Below are 18,938 nucleotides of genomic sequence, written 5' to 3' on the forward strand. Positions count from 1 at the left end.
GGAGAATGCTATGACAAAAAAAATAGTTGCCCTGGCAGGTGATGGTATCGGCCCAGAAATCATGGAAGCTGGTTTAGAAGTGCTGGAAGCTCTAGCTAAAAAAACAGGCTTTGACTTTGAGATAGACAGACGACCTTTTGGAGGTGCAGGTATTGATGCAGCAGGGCATCCCTTACCTGATGAAACCCTCAAGGCAAGTAGAGAAGCAGATGCCATTCTCCTAGCAGCTATCGGTAGTCCTCGGTATGATGGGGCAGCGGTGCGGCCTGAACAAGGCTTGCTGGCTCTCCGTAAGGAACTCAATCTCTATGCCAATATTCGTCCAGTAAAAATCTTTGAGAGTCTTAAGCACTTGTCACCTCTCAAACCAGAAAGAATTGCAGGTGTTGACTTTGTTGTGGTGCGTGAATTGACAGGTGGGATTTACTTTGGAGATCATATCCTCGAAGAGAAAAAAGCTCGTGATATCAACGATTATAGTTATGATGAAGTGGAGCGAATTATTCGTAAAGCCTTTGAAATCGCAAGAAATCGGAGAAAAATCGTTACCAGTATCGATAAGCAAAACGTGCTAGCAACTTCAAAACTCTGGAGGAGAGTGGCTGACGAAGTCGCAAAAGATTATCCTGATGTAACCTTAGAACACCAGTTAGTCGACTCAGCTGCCATGCTCATGATTACTAATCCAGCTAAGTTTGACGTTATCGTGACAGAGAATCTTTTTGGAGATATTCTCTCGGATGAATCAAGCGTTCTATCTGGCACACTTGGGGTCATGCCATCAGCCAGTCATTCTGAAAATGGACCAAGCCTCTATGAACCTATTCACGGTTCAGCGCCTGATATTGCAGGTCAAGGGATTGCTAATCCTATTTCCATGATTTTATCAGTTGCTATGATGCTGCGAGATAGTTTTGGTCGATTTGAAGATGCGGAACTTATCGAACATGCTGTAGAAGCAAGTTTAGCAACAGGAATTTTAACAAGAGATATTGGAGGTCAGGCTTCGACTAAGGAAATGACAGAAGCTATTATAGCAAGACTATGAAGATAAATGAAGGAATCACTCTTGCCCTCTTGATTTGGAATGTCATGATTTTCTTAATTTATGGTATTGACAAATCCAAGGCAAAGAAAAAAGCTTGGCGCATCCCTGAGAAAATCTTAGTCATTTTAGCTTTTACTTGTGGTGGTTTTGGTGCTTGGTTAGCAGGAATCACTTTTCATCACAAGACTAGAAAATGGTACTTTAAAACAGTTTGGTTCCTTGGGATGGTGACCACACTAATAGCTTTGTATTTTATATGGAGGTAATGGATGGCAGGGAAATCGATTTTTGATAAATTATGGAACCTCCATGTTATAACGGGGGAAGAGGGACAACCTCAACTCATGTATGTAGATCAGCACTATATCCATGAAGTGACTAGTCCTCAAGCTTTTCAAGGATTACGAGATGCGGGGCGCAGATTGAGACGACCGGATTTAACATTTGCTACCTTTGACCACAATGTTCCGACAGTCAATATCTACGATATCCGAGATGTGATTTCCAAGGCTCAAATTGATAAACTGGCTGAAAACGTTGAGGAATTTGGGATTGAACATGCTGCCCACGGTTCAGAAAAACAAGGTATCGTTCATATGGTTGGTCCAGAAACAGGAAGAACACAACCAGGAAAATTTATCGTCTGTGGTGATAGCCATACTGCAACTCACGGAGCTTTTGGAGCGATTGCCTTCGGTATTGGGACCAGTGAGGTCGAACATGTCTTTGCAACCCAAACCATTTGGCAGGTTAAACCCAAGAAAATGTTGGTGGAATTCACAGGAGTTCCTCAAAAAGGGGTTTATGCCAAAGATTTCATTCTAGCCTTAATTGCCAAATACGGTGTTGCTTGTGGTGTTGGCTACGTGGTGGAGTATCGAGGTCAAGCCATTGATGCACTGAGCATGGAAGAGCGTATGACTATCTGCAATATGTCCATCGAATTTGGTTCCAAAATGGGAATCATGAATCCAGATCAGACCACTTTTGACTATCTAAAAGGTCGAGAGTGTGTTCCCAAGAATTTTGCTGCAGCAGTAGCTGATTGGAAAAGACTGGTGAGTGATGAAGATGCCGTTTATGATAAGGTTATTAGTTTGGATGTCTCAGAATTGGCTCCTATGGTGACTTGGGGTACTAATCCCGCTATGGGTGTTGACTTTGATTCTAGCTTCCCAGAAATAAAGGATATGAATGATGAACGAGCCTATCATTACATGGATTTGCAACCAGGTCAAAAACCAGCAGATATCCAACTAGGTTATGTCTTTATTGGTTCTTGTACCAACGCTAGACTTAGCGATTTGCAACTGGCGGCTCGATTTGTAGAAGGGAAGAAAATCGCACCAAATTTGACGGCTATCGTGGTACCTGGTTCTCGACCAGTCAAGCGAGCTGCTGAGAAGTTAGGTTTGGACAAGGTATTCCTAGATGCTGGCTTCGAATGGAGAGACCCTGGATGCTCCATGTGCCTAGGGATGAATCCTGACAAGATACCAGATGGGGTTCACTGTGCCTCGACTAGCAATCGAAACTTTGAGGATCGACAGGGCTTTGGTGCTAAGACTCATCTCTGTAGTCCAGCTATGGCAGCTGCGGCAGCAATCGCAGGGCGCTTCGTAGATGTACGGCAAATGCCAGAAGCCCAGTAAGGAGAGGATATGGAGAAATTTACTGTTTATACGGGAACGACCGTTCCTCTGATGAATGATAACATCGATACCGACCAAATTCTTCCCAAACAGTTTCTGAAGTTGATTGATAAGAAAGGTTTTGGCAAATACCTCATGTATGCTTGGCGTTATTTGGATGATAAGTATACTGAGGACCCAGACTTTGTCTTTAATCGGCCAGAGTACCGTAAGGCTAGTATTCTTATCACAGGGGATAACTTTGGAGCTGGCTCTTCTAGAGAGCACGCAGCTTGGGCGCTAGCAGACTATGGTTTTAAGGTCGTAACTGCAGGATCTTTTGGAGATATTCATTACAATAATGAGCTCAATAATGGTATGTTGCCAATTGTTCAACCAAGGGAAGTTAGAGAAAAACTCGCCCAATTGAAACCAAGCGACCAGGTAACTGTGGACTTGGAACAACAGAAAATCATTTCACCAGTCGGGGAATTCACTTTCGAAATTGATAGCGAATGGAAACACAAGCTCCTAAATGGTTTGGATGATATCGGTATTACCATGCAGTACGAAGATTTGATTGCTGCTTATGAAAAACAACGTCCAGCCTACTGGCAGGACTAGAAGAGAATTAGAAAAGGAAATAGAATTATGACAAAACACATTCAATGGAACGGAACACTTTCACAAGAAGGTTATGACATTTTAAAAGGTGAGGGCGGATGTATCGTTTGCCCTACTAAAGTTGGTTATATCATCATGACCAGTGATAAGGCAGGACTTGAACGCAAGTTTGAAGCTAAAGAACGTAATCGTAACAAACCAGGTGTGGTTCTCTGTGGTAGCATGGATGAGCTTCGCGCTTTAGCACAACTCAACCCTGAAATTGAAGCCTTTTATCAAAAACATTGGGATGAAGATATTCTTCTTGGCTGTATCCTTCCTTGGAAACCAGAAGCTTTTGAAAAACTAAAAGCATACGGTGATGGCCGTGAAGAACTTATGACTGACGTGCGTGGGACTAGCTGTTTTGTAATCAAGTTCGGTAACGCTGGTGAACAATTGGCTGCCAAACTTTGGGAAGAAGGCAAGATGGTCTACGCTTCATCAGCCAACCCATCTGGAAAAGGAAACCGTGGTAAGGTAGAAGGAATCGGAGAACGTATCGAAGGCGCAGTGGACCTTGTTATCGAGGCTGACGACTATGTGGCTTCTATCCAGCCTGACAAAACGATTGAAACTCGTTACGAGCAAGGCGTGATGGTGTCAATGGTCGATAAAGATGGAAAACTCATCTCAGAACAAGGAGGAGCACGCTCGACTTCACCAGCACCGGTTGTTATCCGTAAAGGACTTGATATTGATAAAATCATGATGCACCTGTCAGATACCTTTAACTCATGGGATTACCGTCAGGGAGAGTATTATTAAGATAAAACATAAAATAGAGAGTCTATAAACTCTCTATTTTTTATGAAACTACGAGCAAAATCCGAACTATATAAACTTTAGGTTTCAAAATAATTGACAAAAACTTTATCTTAGTTTATAATCTTTAAAGGAAACGTCGGAAAAGGCGTAGTGATGCGCAAGCATAGGTAGGTCATTATAAAAGAAACGAGACATCAATATGTTAAACGAATTTCCAATCTTTGACTACGAGGATATTCAGCTAATCCCAAATAAGTGTGTCCTTCAAAGTCGAGCAGAAGCTGACACACAAGTGACACTTGGAAAGCACACCTTTAAATTACCAGTTGTTCCTTCTAATATGCAGACGATCTTGGATGAAGATGTTGCAGAACAACTTGCAAAAGGTGGTTATTTCTATATTATGCACCGTTTTGATGAAGAGGGACGTATTCCCTTTGTGAAACGCATGCATGAGAAAGGTTTGATTGCTTCTATCTCTGTTGGTGTTAAAGATTACGAGTATGACTTTGTTAGTCAATTAAAGGCTGATGCACCAGAGTACATCACTATTGATATCGCTCATGGTCATGCTGACAGCGTGATTTCTATGATTCAGCACATCAAAAAAGAATTGCCAGATACCTTTGTCATCGCAGGTAACGTTGGTACTCCAGAGGCAGTTCGTGAACTTGAAAATGCTGGAGCAGACGCTACTAAGGTCGGAATCGGTCCAGGTAAAGTATGTATTACTAAGGTTAAAACTGGTTTTGGTACTGGTGGTTGGCAGTTAGCAGCTCTTCGCTGGTGTGCTAAAGCTGCGCGTAAACCGATTATTGCCGATGGTGGTATCCGTACACACGGAGATATTGCCAAGTCGATCCGCTTTGGTGCAAGTATGGTTATGATTGGTTCTTTATTTGCAGGCCATATCGAAAGCCCTGGTAAAACTGTCGAAGTCGATGGTAAACAATTTAAAGAATACTATGGTTCCGCTTCAGAATACCAAAAAGGTGCCTATAAGAATGTCGAAGGTAAGAAAATTCTTCTTCCTGCCAAAGGACATTTACAGGATACCTTAACTGAGATGGAACAGGATTTGCAAAGTTCGATTTCTTATGCTGGAGGTCGTAAGGTTGCTGATCTTCGTCACGTTGACTATGTCATTGTGAAGAACTCTATCTGGAATGGTGATGCTCACTAAAAATATGATTACTTATTTATGCCACGAATTGGCGTGGCGTTTCTACAAGGTACCGTAAATACCTAACAATGAGTAAGCTGCAGAGATATAAGGATAAGTGTTAAATCTATTTCTTTATTTCCTAGAGGCTTACTTGGTAAGTCTCTTTTTATTTCGGAGGTTATTGTGAAATTATTAGAAGAACGAATTTTAAAGGACGGAAACGTTCTTGGTGAGAATATTCTTAAGGTGGATTCCTTCTTAACCCACCAAGTTGATTATTCCTTGATGCGCGAGGTTGGTCGTACTTTTGCAGAGCATTTTAAAAATGCTGGTATTACCAAAGTCGTAACCATTGAGGCATCTGGAATTGCCCCAGCCCTTTATGTGGCTGAACAGTTAGATGTACCCATGATTTTTGCTAAGAAGGCAAAAAATATTACTATGAATGAAGGAATTTTGACTGCTGAAGTTTATTCTTTCACTAAACAAGTAACTAGTACCGTATCTATTGCAGGTAAGTTCTTATCTCCTCAAGATAAAGTATTGATTATTGATGATTTCTTGGCTAATGGTCAAGCAGCTAAAGGTTTGATTCAGATTATTGAACAGGCTGGTGCTACAGTTGAAGCTATCGGAATTGTGATTGAAAAATCTTTCCAAGATGGTCGTGGACTGCTAGAAAAATCAGGCCATCAAGTAGTATCACTCGCGCGATTAGAGCGTTTTGAAAATGGAAAAGTTATATTTAAGGAGGCAGACATCTAATGAAACAACAGGAAAACCACTCACAGGCAGCCGTTCTTGGTTTGCAACACTTGCTAGCCATGTACTCAGGTTCAATCCTGGTACCAATCATGATTGCAAGTGCTTTAGGGTATTCAGCTCAACAGTTGACCTACCTTATTTCAACAGATATCTTTATGTGTGGGGTTGCAACTCTCTTGCAATTGCAACTCAATAAACATTTTGGTGTTGGTTTACCTATTGTTCTTGGGGTAGCCTTCCAGTCTGTTGCTCCTCTTATCATGATCGGTCAGAGTCATGGTAGCGGTGCTATGTTCGGAGCTTTGATTGTTTCAGGGATTTATGTTATCCTGATTTCAGGTATCTTCTCTAAGGTTGCCAATCTTTTCCCTGCAATCGTAACTGGATCTGTCATTACGACGATTGGTTTGACCTTGATTCCTGTTGCCATCGGAAATATGGGAAATAACGTTGAAAAACCAACTGGACAAAGTTTAGCCTTGGCCATGATTACAGTCCTCATTATTCTCTTGGTAAATATTCTTACAAAAGGATTTATCAAATCTATTTCAATTTTGATTGGCTTGATTGCAGGTACCATTATCGCTGCAACAATGGGCTTGGTTGATTTCTCACCAGTAGCAGAAGCTCCACTCGTTCATATCCCAACTCCATTTTACTTCGGTGCTCCGCAATTTGAGATTTCTTCTATTGTCATGATGTGTATTATCGCTACTGTATCTATGGTAGAATCAACTGGTGTTTATCTTGCCCTTTCTGATATTACTAAAGATCCAATCGATAGCACTCGTCTTCGCAATGGTTATCGTGCTGAAGGTCTCGCTGTTCTGCTTGGTGGACTTTTCAACACCTTCCCATATACAGGATTTTCACAAAACGTTGGTTTGGTGAAACTTTCAGGTATTCGTACTCGTTTGCCAATCTACTACGCAGCTGGTTTCCTTATCTTACTTGGTCTCTTGCCTAAGTTTGGTGCCTTGGCTCAGATTATTCCTAGCCCTGTTCTTGGTGGAGCTATGCTCGTCATGTTTGGTTTTGTATCTCTCCAAGGGATGCAAATCTTGGCGCGTGTAGACTTTGAGCACAATGAACACAACTTCCTCATTGCAGCGGTTTCTATCTCTGCTGGGGTGGGGTTGAACGGAAGCAATCTCTTCAATACTTTACCGACTGAATTACAAATGTTCTTTTCAAATGGTATTGTTATTGCAAGTACAGTAGCCATCGTCTTGAATGCTATTTTGAATCGTAAAAAATAAAAATAAATGAGAAGCGATAGAAATATCCTTCTCATTTTCTTTTTTAGAGCTTGAGGATTGTTTATAGAGTCCTTTTTATGGTAAAATGGTTCTATGAATGAAAGAATGAAAGAGCTCGTTGAACTGCTCAATCGCTATGCGACAGAGTATTATACAAGTGATAATCCATCTGTATCTGATAGTGAGTATGACCGTCTTTATCGTGAATTGGTAGAGTTAGAAAAAGCTCATCCTGACCAAGTTTTACCAGAAAGTCCGACACATCGTGTTGGTGGAAAGATTCTTGATGGGTTTGAGAAATATAGTCATCAGTATCCTCTTTATAGTTTGCAGGATGCTTTTTCACGTGAAGAACTCGACGCCTTTGATGCGCGTGTTCGTAAAGAATTGGATGATGTCACTTATATTTGTGAGTTGAAGATTGATGGTTTATCGATTTCCTTGACTTATGAGCAGGGAATTTTTGTTGCTGGAGCAACTCGAGGTGATGGCTCCATTGGTGAAAACATCACTGAAAATCTTAAACGAGTGAAAGACATTCCTTTAGCATTATCTGAAAAAATAGATATAACAGTTCGTGGTGAATGTTATATGCCGAGAGCTTCTTTTGACCAGGTCAATCAATCTCGTCAAGAAAACGGGGAGCCAGAATTTGCAAATCCAAGAAATGCTGCTGCAGGAACACTTCGTCAGCTAGATACAGCAGTAGTAGCCAAACGTAATCTTGCAACCTTCCTTTATCAGGAAGCTAGTCCTTCAACTCGGGATAGTCAAGAGAAGGTTTTGAAACATTTAGAACAATTAGGCTTTGTAGTTAATCAAAGACGTCTATTAGCTCATAGTATGGACGAGGTTTGGGCGTTTATTCAAGAAATTGGTCAAGAAAGAGATCAGTTGCCTTATGATATCGATGGAGTTGTGATTAAGGTCAATGATCTAGCTGGTCAGGAGCAACTAGGATTTACAGTCAAAGCACCTAAATGGGCAGTAGCATATAAATTCCCAGCAGAAGAAAAAGAAGCGAAACTTCTTTCTGTTGACTGGACAGTAGGGCGTACAGGAGTTGTGACTCCGACTGCTAATCTTACTCCAGTGCAACTTGCAGGTACAACTGTAAGTCGTGCAACTCTTCATAATGTCGACTATATCGCTGAAAAGGATATCCGTAAGGATGACACAGTCATTGTCTACAAAGCGGGTGATATCATACCAGCTGTTCTACGAGTGGTGGAGTCTAAACGTGTGTCGGAGGAAAAACTAGATATCCCAACAAACTGTCCAAGTTGTGAGAGTAAGCTGTTACACTTTGAAGATGAGGTGGCTCTTCGTTGTATCAATCCACGATGCCCTGCTCAAATCAAGGAAGGTTTGACGCATTTCGCATCGCGTGATGCTATGAATATCTCTGGCCTTGGCCCATCAATCGTGGAGAAATTATTTGCTGCCAATTTGGTTAAGGATGTTGCAGATATTTATCGCTTGACTGTGGAAGATTTGCTTTTGCTAGATGGTATCAAGGAAAAATCTGCTCAAAAGCTCTACCAGGCTATTCAAGCATCCAAAGAAAATTCTGCTGAAAAACTCTTGTTTGGTTTGGGGATTCGTCATGTAGGAAGTAAGGCAAGTCAGTTGCTTTTACAAAACTTCCACTCAATCGAATCGCTAGCACAAGCCAATCCTGAAGAAATTGCAAATATTGAAAGTTTGGGGAGTGTCATTGCTCAAAGTCTACAGACCTATTTTGCTACAGAGGGTTCTGCAATCCTTTTAAGGGAATTGAAAGAATCAGGTGTTAATCTAGACTACAAAGGACAGACAGTTGCAGCAAATGCTGCCTTGTCTGGTCTAACTGTCGTATTGACAGGAAAGCTAGAGCGTTTGAATCGCTCAGAAGCTAAAAATAAATTAGAAAGTCTAGGAGCCAAGGTTACTGGTAGTGTGTCGAAAAAAACAGACCTTGTTGTAGCAGGAGCAGATGCAGGAAGCAAGCTCCAAAAAGCACAAGAACTGGGAATAGAGATTCGTGATGAAGCTTGGCTTGAGAGTTTGTAAGGAATACACAGTTTAGAATAATCACCTATCATTTCTTGGTTCTATTCGTATAAGTTAATCAAGAAATATTACTATATAAATTTAATAATTAGAAATTAGAAATTAGGGAGAAACATGTACAACTATCCTGTACTTATTCATTATCATCGTAAGGATGAGGCTTATAAAGATTGTAGTTTTAGTAAAAAGCCGCTCGATACAGTTGAATTAGTAAAAGAAGAAGAGTATTTTGGAGAAAAATTCTCTTTCACTCAATCTAGTGAAAAAGCTATTGAAACAATGACTTTTGTGGTTACAAAAGACGGAGTTTCAAAAGAGTATCCAATTCGTTTCAACTATTATCCACTCTTGACAGAAGTTTGGATTTTAGATGGAGACGATACAGTCTACTACTCCGAGAATCCTGCTATTGCAAGCCCTCACTATAAGGATCAAAATCCTTTTGCTTTTGACAAGGCTATTAACAGTGCTAGTTTTGATCACCACTGGGGTTACCAAGGAGAGTTGGGATGCCAGGTTTCCGAAGAAGAAACAAGCTTTAAACTTTGGTCGCCAACAGCAACAACTGTACAAGTTGTAGTTTATGAATCAGCAAGTAATGATGCGACTATCCTAAAGACTTATGAAATGCAACGTGGCAACAGTTATTCATATAGTCACAAGGATAATACAATTGGAGTTTGGAATTTGACAGTTCCTGAAAGTCTTGCTGGTCGTGCCTATCAATATCAGATTAATTTTCCACATCATCAATCATTGACACGTGATCCATATACCATTGCGACAAGTCCAGATGGAAAACGTTCAGCGATTCTTTCAGAAAAAGAACGTCAGGTTGAAGGTTTTGAAGTCAAGCATGGTAGGGAAGCAACTTGGCGTTTAGAAAACCCTTGTCAAGCTGTAGTATATGAAATGCATATTCGTGATTTGACCCAGTCGGAAACCTCTGGTGTTGCTCCAGAATTAAGAGGAACTTTTTTGGGAGCTGCTCAAACGGGAACGGTCAATCAGTATGGTCAGTCTACAGCATTTGACTATATTAAAGAACTTGGTGTTAACTACGTCCAACTACAGCCGATTGCAGACCGACATAAAGAGTATGATGCAGATGGGAATGTCACCTACAACTGGGGTTATGATCCACAAAACTATAATGCTCCAGAAACTAGTATGTCTACAAATCCAAATGATCCTGGTCAAGCTATCCGTGATTTAAAGACCATGGTACAAGCCTATCACGATGCTGGTATCGGTGTTATTATGGATGTTGTTTACAATCATACCTTTTCAACTGTGGATGCACCATTCCAAACAACGGTTCCAGATTACTATTATCGAATGAACCGTGACGGAACCTATCAAAATGGAACAGGTGTCGGAAATGAAACAGCTAGTGAACACGAAATGTTCCGTAAGTATATGATTGATTCTCTTCTCTACTGGGTAAAAGAATACAATATTGACGGTTTCCGCTTTGACTTGATGGGAATTCACGATGTTAAAACCATGCAGATGATTCGTTGGGCTATGGACGAAGTGGATCCGAAAATCATCCTTTATGGAGAAGGCTGGGATATGGGAACAGGTCTTGCTCCTTATGACAAGGCTAAGAAAGACAATGCCTACCAGTTGCCAAACATTGGATTCTTTAATGATAATCAACGTGATGCGGTCAAAGGTTGTGAAGTCTATGGTTCTATCAAGTCTGGCTTCGTCAGTGGGGCAGGTACTGAGCCGATTGTAGCCAAAGCTATCCTTGGAAGTCGTGAACTTGGTTCTTACCTTAGTCCTAACCAGGTCTTAAACTATGTAGAAGCTCACGATAACTACAATTTGCATGATTTGCTTAAAACTCTTCATCCAACGGAGAGTGAAAGCCGTATCATGAAGAAAGTTGAAACAGCGACAGCGATGAACCTTCTCATGCAAGGGATGGCATTCATGGAGCTCGGTCAAGAGTTTGGTCGTACCAAGCTTGTAGCTACTGGGGAAAATGGAGAGTTGACTCACGAAGATCGTGAGCGAGCAATGAACAGTTACAATGCTCCTGACAGCGTCAACCAGGTTAACTGGGATTTGATCAATGATCGTCAAGATAGCATCGAGTTTGTCCGTCAGATCATTCGTCTTAAAACACAAACTAGTGCCTTTTCATACCCAACCTATGAAGAGGTATACCGTCATGTCTTTGTACACACAGCCATTGAAAGTAGTGGTTGGATTGTTTACGAAATTCATGGTGGAAAAGAACATCTCTTGGTCGTATTTAATGCAAAAGGTGCATCTTTCTATTATGAAAATGCAGGAAATCTTGAAATGTTGGTAACCAATAGCCGTTCTAACCAAGAAAATGCTATTGACGATGTCAGTGTGGCAGTCTTGAATGTTTTAGCGTAGGTCTTAGATTGAAGACGGAGTCAATGAAGTGTAGAGCAAAACTTTTTTGCAGAGACCAATGAATGAACAAAAATGTTTCAGTTGACTATACCTTCTGGCAATTATCTGGTATTTTATCGAAGTTAACAATGAAGGTCACTATCAATTTTTCGATAATTCGACTGGGATTGTCTGGGAAGATACTTTAAAGGGCTTGGGACTATTTGGAATGAAGGAGCATGCTGCTAATTTCAAAAATCTTCTTGCATACTTTGGCGGAACTATCTCCTTTGTTAGAGAAGAGAGATCTGAGCTGCTAGTACAGATGGAAGAAGAATATGGCGATGCTTTTTATGAGAAGTTGGATGAAGCAGATGATTTTGTCTATGATTATGATGGAAATGAAAATGAGCTAAGTTTTATCAAAAAATATCCTGAGAAATTTACTTTTCAGGGAAGTGCAGATAAATCGTAAAGAATAGTAAATAAAGATGAGGCTGGGACAAAAGTCCTAGCCTCTCATTTGTTTTTGAATTGTCGAGCAAGACGCAGTGGTTGAGTGGGCTCTACTACGCTGATTTCATCAGCTTTTACAGCCCTACTCAACTGTGCGGAGGTGGGACGACGAAATCGAATTCTAACGAATTACCGATTTCTGTCCCACTCTCTATTTTTTAGGGGAAAATTCTTGGTTTATAAATAGTTACAATCTAAGTTGAATGTCATAAACTCTATATTTACGGATTTTCAATATATTTTTTAAAAAAATCAGGTTAAAAATTGCTTAAATCCGAATATTTTGTTACTATTATATAAAAATGTAAGAGAATGAAAAGAGGCAAAGATAAATCAGAAAATTAAAATGATTTTCCCAGGCTACATCAGAGAATTATTTTCAGATTTTCAAAATATTTTTTAGAAATATAGTAATTTACTTGAAACTTCTCTAAAAAGGTAGTATAATAAAAATTAAGAAAACGCTTTCAACAAAAAGGGGGATTAAATGGATACATTAGAAGCTTTAAGAACTTTTACAAGTGGTGAAAATTTCCATCTTCAGCACTATTTGGGAGCACATCGTGAGGAGAGAGATGGTGAGTATGGTTATACTTTTCGTGTCTGGGCTCCAAATGCGCAGGCTGTCTATCTAGTTGGTGATTTTACTAACTGGGTTGAAAATCAAATCCCCATGGTTCGTAATGAATCTGGAGTTTGGGAAGTATTTACAACTCTAGCTCAAGAGGGGCATATTTATAAATATCATATTACTCGTGCTAATGGGCATCAACTTATGAAAATTGATCCCTTGGCAGTTCGTTTTGAAGCTCGTCCAGGAACAGGAGCTGTTTTAACAGAAATTCCTGAGAAAAAATGGAAGGACGGTCTTTGGTTAGCTCGCAGAAAACGTTGGGGATTTTTCGAGAGACCTGTTAACATCTATGAAGCTCACGCAGGATCTTGGAAGAGAAATCCTGATGGAACCCCTTATAGTTTCGCTCAACTCAAAGAAGAGCTCATCCCTTATCTCGTTGAGATGAACTATACTCATATCGAGTTTATGCCTTTGATGGCTCACCCACTTGGTTTAAGTTGGGGTTATCAGCTCATGGGCTACTTCGCCTTAGAGCATGCCTATGGTCGTCCCGAAGAGTTTCAAGACTTCGTTGAGGAATGTCATATCAACAATATCGGTGTAATTGTGGACTGGGTGCCAGGTCACTTTACAATCAATGATGACGCTTTGGCATACTACGACGGTACACCAACTTTTGAATACCAAGATCATAATAAGGCAAACAACTATGGTTGGGGAGCACTCAACTTTGACCTCGGTAAAAATGAAGTCCAATCTTTCTTGATTTCTAGCATTAAGTTCTGGATTGATTTCTATCATCTAGATGGTATTCGTGTAGATGCCGTAAGTAATATTCTCTATCTAGATTATGACAATGCTCCATGGACACCAAATAAAGACGGTGGCAATCTTAACTATGAAGGATATTATTTCCTACAACGTTTGAATGATGTTATTAAACTAGCTCATCCGGATGTTATGATGATTGCAGAGGAGTCTTCTTCTGGTACCAAGATTACTGGCATGAAGGAAATGGGTGGACTTGGATTTGACTACAAGTGGAACATGGGTTGGATGAATGATATCCTACGTTTCTACGAAGAAGATCCAATTTACCGCAAGTATGACTTTAATCTTGTGACTTTCAGCTTTATGTATGTCTTTAATGAAAATTATCTCCTACCATTCTCACATGATGAGGTTGTCCACGGTAAGAAGAGTATGATGCATAAGATGTGGGGTGATCGTTACAATCAGTTCGCTGGTTTGAGAAACCTCTACACTTATCAAATTTGTCACCCTGGTAAGAAATTACTCTTCATGGGTAGCGAATTTGGTCAATTCTTAGAGTGGAAATCAGAAGAGCAATTAGAGTGGTCTAACCTAGAAGATCCAATGAATGCCAAGATGAAATACTTTACATCACAGTTGAATCAACTTTATAAAGACCACCGTTGTCTTTGGGAAATTGATACAAGTTACGATGGTATTGAAATCATTGATGCGGATAATAGAGATCAGAGTGTTCTTTCATTTATCCGTAAGGGCAAGAAAGGCGAGATGCTAGTCTGTGTCTTCAATATGGCACCAGTTGAACGTCCTGATTTTACAATTGGTCTTCCAGTTGCAGGCATTTATGAAGAAATTTGGAATACAGAGTTAGAACAATGGGGTGGTGTGTGGAAAGAGCATAACCAAACAGTTCAAACTCAAGAAGGATTGTGGAAGGATTATGAGCAGACTTTGACATTTACCTTACCAGCTATGGGAGCAAGTATTTGGAAAATCAAACGTCGCATAAAACCTACTAAAAAAGTCGCTAATAAAACTCAAAAAGGAGTAGAAAATGAAGAATGAAATGCTAGCTTTAATCCTTGCTGGTGGGCAAGGAACTCGTCTCGGTAAACTCACTCAAAGCATTGCTAAACCTGCCGTGCAATTTGGTGGGCGCTACCGTATCATTGACTTCGCTCTTTCAAACTGTGCCAACTCTGGTATCCATAATGTTGGGGTTATTACACAGTATCAACCACTAGCTCTCAACAGCCACATTGGTAATGGTTCTAGTTGGGGCCTAGATGGTATTGACACCGGAGTTTCTATCCTTCAACCCTACTCTGCAAGTGAAGGAAACCGTTGGTTTGAAGGTACGAGTCATGCCATTTACCAAAACATCGACTATATCGACAGCATCAATCCTGAGTATGTTTTGATCCTTTCAGGTGACCATATCTACAAGATGGACTATGACGATATGCTCCAATCACACAAGGATAACAATGCCAGCTTGACTGTAGCAGTCTTGGACGTCCCATTAAAAGAAGCTAGCCGTTTCGGTATCATGAATACAGATGCTAATAATCGTATTGTTGAATTCGAAGAAAAACCTGCCCAACCAAAATCAACTAAGGCATCAATGGGGATTTATATCTTTGACTGGAAACGACTTCGCAATATGCTAGTTGCAGCTGAGAAGGCCAACCTAGACATGTCAGACTTCGGTAAGAACGTTATTCCAAACTACTTAGAGTCTGGAGAAAGTGTCTATGCATACGAATTCAGTGGTTACTGGAAAGACGTCGGCACTATCGAATCTCTTTGGGAAGCCAACATGGAATACATCTCTCCAGAAAATGCTCTCGATAGTCGTAACCGTCAATGGAAGATTTATTCTCGTAACCTAATTGCTCCACCAAACTTCCTTGGAGAACACGCTCAAGTGGAAGATTCTCTCGTAGTAGATGGATGTTACGTGAATGGTACTGTAAAACACTCTATTCTCTCAACAGCAGCTCAAGTTCGTAAGGGAGCAGAGGTTGTTGACTCTGTCATCATGAGTGGAGCAGTTATCGGAAAAGGCGCTAAAATTACACGCGCAATCATCGGTGAAGGTGCAATTATTGCCGATGGTGTAGAAATTGATGGTACAGAAGAAGTACAAGTAGTCGGATATAACGAAGTAGTGGGGGTAGCAACAGATGAAGATTGATAAATATTCAGCGATTTTAGGAAATACCGTTGGTTTCCATGATATGTCAACCTTGACAAGTAACCGTCCTGTGGCGAGTTTGCCATTCGGAGGAAAGTATCGCTTGATTGACTTCCCACTCTCAAGTTTAGCAAATGCTGGTGTTCGTAGTGTCTTTGGAATCTTCCAACAAGATAATATCAGCTCAGTTTTCGATCACATTCGTTCAGGTCGTGAGTGGGGCTTGAATACACTACTTAGTCACTACTATTTAGGTATTTACAATACACGTGTAGAAAGTAGCACTGTTGGTAAAGAGTACTATCAACAACTCTTAACTTACTTAAAACGTTCAGGTTCAGACCAAACAGTTTCCTTGAACTGTGATGTTTTGGTAAATATTGATCTTGCTCAAGTTTTCCATTTGCATAATACAACAAAATCACCAATTACAGTTGTTTATAAGAAATTGCCTAAGAAGGTCATTTCAGAAGTAAATGCAATCCTTGATATTGATGAAACTGACCACGTACTTTCACACAAACTCTTTGATAAAAAATCAAACCAAGATTTTTACAACATGTCAACAGATATCTTCGTTGTAGATACTCAATGGTTGATTAAGCGTTTGGAAGAAGAAGCTCAAAAAGAATATCCAGAAAAATTACGTTATGTTCTTCGTGATTTGGCAGCAAAAGAAGGTGCTTTTGCATATGAATATACAGGTTACCTAGCCAATATTCATTCAGTAGAAACATATTACCAAGCTAATTTAGATATGCTTGATCAGCATAAATTCTACTCTTTGTTCTCACCAAATCAAAAGATTCATACTAAAGTTAAAAATGAAGAACCTACCTACTATGCACCAGGTTCAAAAGTAAACACATCTCAATTTGCTTCTGGTAGTATCGTTGAAGGCGAAGTGATTAAATCTGTTATTTCGCGTAATGTTCGTATCAATAAAGACAGCTTGGTTAAAGAGTCTCTTATCTTCCCTCGTGTTGTCGTTGGAAAAGGTGCACAAGTTGAGTATGCAATTGTTGATAAGGGTGCTGAAATAGCTGAGGGAGTTGTTATTCGAGGTACAGCAGAAAACCCTGTTATCATCAAAAAAGGCGAAAAAGTAACAGAGGATGTCCTTTCATGAAAATTTTATTTGTAGCAGCAGAGGGAGCTCCCTTTTCAAAAACAGGTGGATTGGGAGACGTTATCGGAGCACTTCCAAAATCATTAGTAAAAGCTGGGCATGAAGTTGCTGTTATCTTACCCTACTATGACATGGTTGAAGCCAAGTTTGGTGATCAAATTGAAGATGTCCTTCAATTTGAAGTCTATGTTGGTTGGCGCAGACAATTTTGTGGAATTAAGAAAACTGTTTTAAACGGTGTTACTTTCTACTTCATCGACAATCAATATTATTTCTTCCGTGGACATGTTTATGGAGATTTCGATGATGGTGAACGTTTTGCTTTCTTCCAACTTGCAGCCCTTGAAGCTATGGAGCGTATTGGTTTTATCCCTGATGTTCTACATGCTCATGACTACCATACAGCAATGATTCCGTTCTTGTTAAAAGAAAAATACAGATGGATTCAAGCTTACCAAGGAATCAAGACTGTTTTGACCATTCATAACTTGGAGTTTCAAGGTCAATTTTCTGAAAGCATGCTTTGGGACTTGTTCAGAGTTGGTTTTGAGCGCTATGCTGATGGAACAGTTCGTTGGAATGATTGTCTTAACTGGATGAAGGCTGGTATTCTCTATGCAGACCGTGTATCAACCGTGTCACCTAGCTATGCTTATGAAATCATGACTACGGAGTTTGGTTGCGGTATTGATCAGATTCTTCGTATGGAATCTGGTAAGGTTTCAGGTATTGTTAATGGTATTGATACAGATTTGTACAACCCAGAGACGGATGCGTTACTTGACTATCATTTTAATAAAACTGATCTGTCAGGAAAAGCTCAAAATAAAGCGAAACTTCAAGAAAGAGTTGGTCTTCCAGTACGTTCTGATGTGCCAATGATTGGTATCGTGTCACGTTTGACTCGTCAGAAGGGCTTTGATGTGGTGGTTGAAAGCCTGCATCGTATGCTTCAAGAGGATATTCAAATCGTTCTCTTGGGAACTGGAGATCCAGGATTTGAACAAGCCTTCTCTTGGTTTAGTCAAGTATTCCCAGAAAAACTTTCTGCAAATATTACTTTTGATGTAAAATTAGCTCAAGAGATTTATGCAGCATGTGATATTTTCCTCATGCCAAGTCGCTTTGAACCGTGTGGACTTTCACAAATGATGGCCATGAGATATGGTACGCTTCCTTTAGTAAACGAGGTGGGTGGCCTTAGAGATACTGTTCAAGCCTTCAATCCAATTGAAGGAACAGGTACAGGCTTTAGCTTTAACAACCTAACTCCATACTGGCTCAATTGGGCATTGCAAACAGCTTTGGATGTTTATCACAACCATCCTGATGTTTGGAAAAATATGCAAGTTCAAGCTATGGAATGTGATTTCTCTTGGGATACAGCCTGCAAGTCATATCTTGATTTGTATCAGAGTTTAGCAAACTAAATAGTTAAAATCGTATGATACCTTCATACGATTTTTTGAGATGATAAAAGTAAGGGACTTAAATGAAAAAATTGAGAGGACTTTGTGTACTGGATGTTGATGGGACACTGATAGAAGAGGAAGTTATTGATTTGTTGGGGAAAGAAGCAGAATGTGAAGAAGAAGTAGCTCTACTGACTGCCCAAGCTATGAGAGGAGAACTTGATTTTGAAGAAAGCCTGAGAAAACGTGTTTCTTTTTTACAAGGACTATCTGTAGATACTTTTGATAAGATTTATCATGAACTACACCTTAGTAAAAATGCTGCGCAATTTATTAACACTCTGCAAAAAAATCAGATAGAAGTAGGTTTAGTTTCGGGTGGATTTACACCTATTGTCGAAAGATTGGCAAAAGATTTAGGGATTTCATTATTTGCTGCTAATCAACTGGAAATCAGAGATGGTCATTTAACTGGAAATCTTATTGGTCCTATTATCAGCAGAGAAGTTAAAAAAGAAACCCTAGTAAGTGAACTGCACCCCCAAAGTTAGACAGAAAAAATCTAACTTTGGGGGTATTTTATTATGAAATTAACTTATGAGGATA

15 protein-coding genes, 1 pseudogene and 1 riboswitch are annotated in these 18,938 nt (G+C 40.0%); all 16 genes and pseudogenes read left to right on the forward strand.

All coding sequences use genetic code 11. From position 1 onward, the window contains the following. Positions 1 to 10 precede the first annotated feature (10 nt). A complete protein-coding gene (gene leuB, locus K1I67_RS06480) occupies positions 11 to 1,048 on the forward strand; it encodes a 3-isopropylmalate dehydrogenase (protein ID WP_223339312.1) in 1,038 nt (345 codons plus the stop codon). Further along, positions 1,045 to 1,314, forward strand: a complete 270-nt coding sequence (locus K1I67_RS06485) for a DUF1294 domain-containing protein (protein ID WP_223339313.1) — start codon at positions 1,045 to 1,047, stop codon at positions 1,312 to 1,314. Before leuB ends, K1I67_RS06485 begins: the two co-directional genes overlap by 4 nt. Positions 1,315 to 1,317: 3 nt before the next feature. Then, on the forward strand, positions 1,318 to 2,700 hold the full coding sequence (leuC, locus tag K1I67_RS06490) for a 3-isopropylmalate dehydratase large subunit (RefSeq protein ID WP_223339314.1): 1,383 nt from the start codon (positions 1,318 to 1,320) through the stop codon (positions 2,698 to 2,700). Between the two features lie 9 nt (positions 2,701 to 2,709). Next, entirely contained in the window at positions 2,710 to 3,303 is a 594-nt protein-coding gene (leuD, locus tag K1I67_RS06495) for a 3-isopropylmalate dehydratase small subunit (protein ID WP_223339315.1), read from the forward strand. Positions 3,304 to 3,330: 27 nt separating this feature from the next. Beyond that, positions 3,331 to 4,110 carry an L-threonylcarbamoyladenylate synthase gene (locus tag K1I67_RS06500; RefSeq protein ID WP_223339316.1) on the forward strand — a complete coding sequence of 260 codons (780 nt, stop codon included), beginning with the start codon at positions 3,331 to 3,333 and terminating at the stop codon, positions 4,108 to 4,110. A 199-nt stretch (positions 4,111 to 4,309) separates the two neighbouring features. Further along, positions 4,310 to 5,293, forward strand: a complete 984-nt coding sequence (gene guaC / locus K1I67_RS06505; RefSeq protein WP_223339317.1) for a GMP reductase — start codon at positions 4,310 to 4,312, stop codon at positions 5,291 to 5,293. Beyond that, positions 5,286 to 5,382, forward strand: a riboswitch (purine riboswitch). Its footprint overlaps the gene before it by 8 nt. A 76-nt stretch (positions 5,383 to 5,458) precedes the next feature. Then, positions 5,459 to 6,040 carry a xanthine phosphoribosyltransferase gene (locus K1I67_RS06510; RefSeq protein WP_075226948.1) on the forward strand — a complete coding sequence of 194 codons (582 nt, stop codon included), beginning with the start codon at positions 5,459 to 5,461 and terminating at the stop codon, positions 6,038 to 6,040. Beyond that, positions 6,040 to 7,299 (forward strand): nucleobase:cation symporter-2 family protein, encoded by a 1,260-nt coding sequence (locus K1I67_RS06515; RefSeq protein WP_223339318.1) that lies wholly within the window; start codon positions 6,040 to 6,042, stop codon positions 7,297 to 7,299. Before K1I67_RS06510 ends, K1I67_RS06515 begins: the two co-directional genes overlap by 1 nt. A gap of 93 nt (positions 7,300 to 7,392) precedes the next feature. After that, positions 7,393 to 9,351 (forward strand): NAD-dependent DNA ligase LigA, encoded by a 1,959-nt coding sequence (gene ligA / locus K1I67_RS06520; protein ID WP_223339319.1) that lies wholly within the window; start codon positions 7,393 to 7,395, stop codon positions 9,349 to 9,351. Positions 9,352 to 9,465: 114 nt separating this feature from the next. Then, on the forward strand, positions 9,466 to 11,748 hold the full coding sequence (gene pulA, locus K1I67_RS06525) for a type I pullulanase (protein WP_223339320.1): 2,283 nt from the start codon (positions 9,466 to 9,468) through the stop codon (positions 11,746 to 11,748). A 100-nt stretch (positions 11,749 to 11,848) separates the two neighbouring features. Further along, positions 11,849 to 12,202, forward strand: coding sequence for a DMP19 family protein (locus K1I67_RS06530; protein ID WP_317628367.1), 354 nt, complete (start codon positions 11,849 to 11,851; stop codon positions 12,200 to 12,202). 528 nt (positions 12,203 to 12,730) lie between these two features. After that, a complete protein-coding gene (glgB, locus tag K1I67_RS06535; protein WP_223339321.1) occupies positions 12,731 to 14,659 on the forward strand; it encodes a 1,4-alpha-glucan branching protein GlgB in 1,929 nt (642 codons plus the stop codon). Next, positions 14,649 to 15,791 (forward strand): glucose-1-phosphate adenylyltransferase, encoded by a 1,143-nt coding sequence (locus tag K1I67_RS06540; protein ID WP_223339322.1) that lies wholly within the window; start codon positions 14,649 to 14,651, stop codon positions 15,789 to 15,791. Before glgB ends, K1I67_RS06540 begins: the two co-directional genes overlap by 11 nt. Next, positions 15,781 to 16,920, forward strand: coding sequence for a glucose-1-phosphate adenylyltransferase subunit GlgD (glgD, locus tag K1I67_RS06545; protein ID WP_223339323.1), 1,140 nt, complete (start codon positions 15,781 to 15,783; stop codon positions 16,918 to 16,920). Before K1I67_RS06540 ends, glgD begins: the two co-directional genes overlap by 11 nt. After that, positions 16,917 to 18,350: a glycogen synthase GlgA gene (gene glgA / locus K1I67_RS06550; protein ID WP_223339324.1), complete on the forward strand. Its 1,434-nt coding sequence runs from the start codon at positions 16,917 to 16,919 to the stop codon at positions 18,348 to 18,350. The genes glgD and glgA overlap by 4 nt, the downstream gene beginning before the upstream one ends. A 62-nt stretch (positions 18,351 to 18,412) precedes the next feature. Beyond that, positions 18,413 to 18,859 (forward strand): annotated as a pseudogene (serB, locus tag K1I67_RS06555) (phosphoserine phosphatase SerB); the annotation flags it as partial. Positions 18,860 to 18,938 lie beyond the last annotated feature (79 nt).

It is taken from the genome of Streptococcus infantis (assembly GCF_019929575.1).
GTDB classification, from domain to species: domain Bacteria; phylum Bacillota; class Bacilli; order Lactobacillales; family Streptococcaceae; genus Streptococcus; species Streptococcus infantis_L.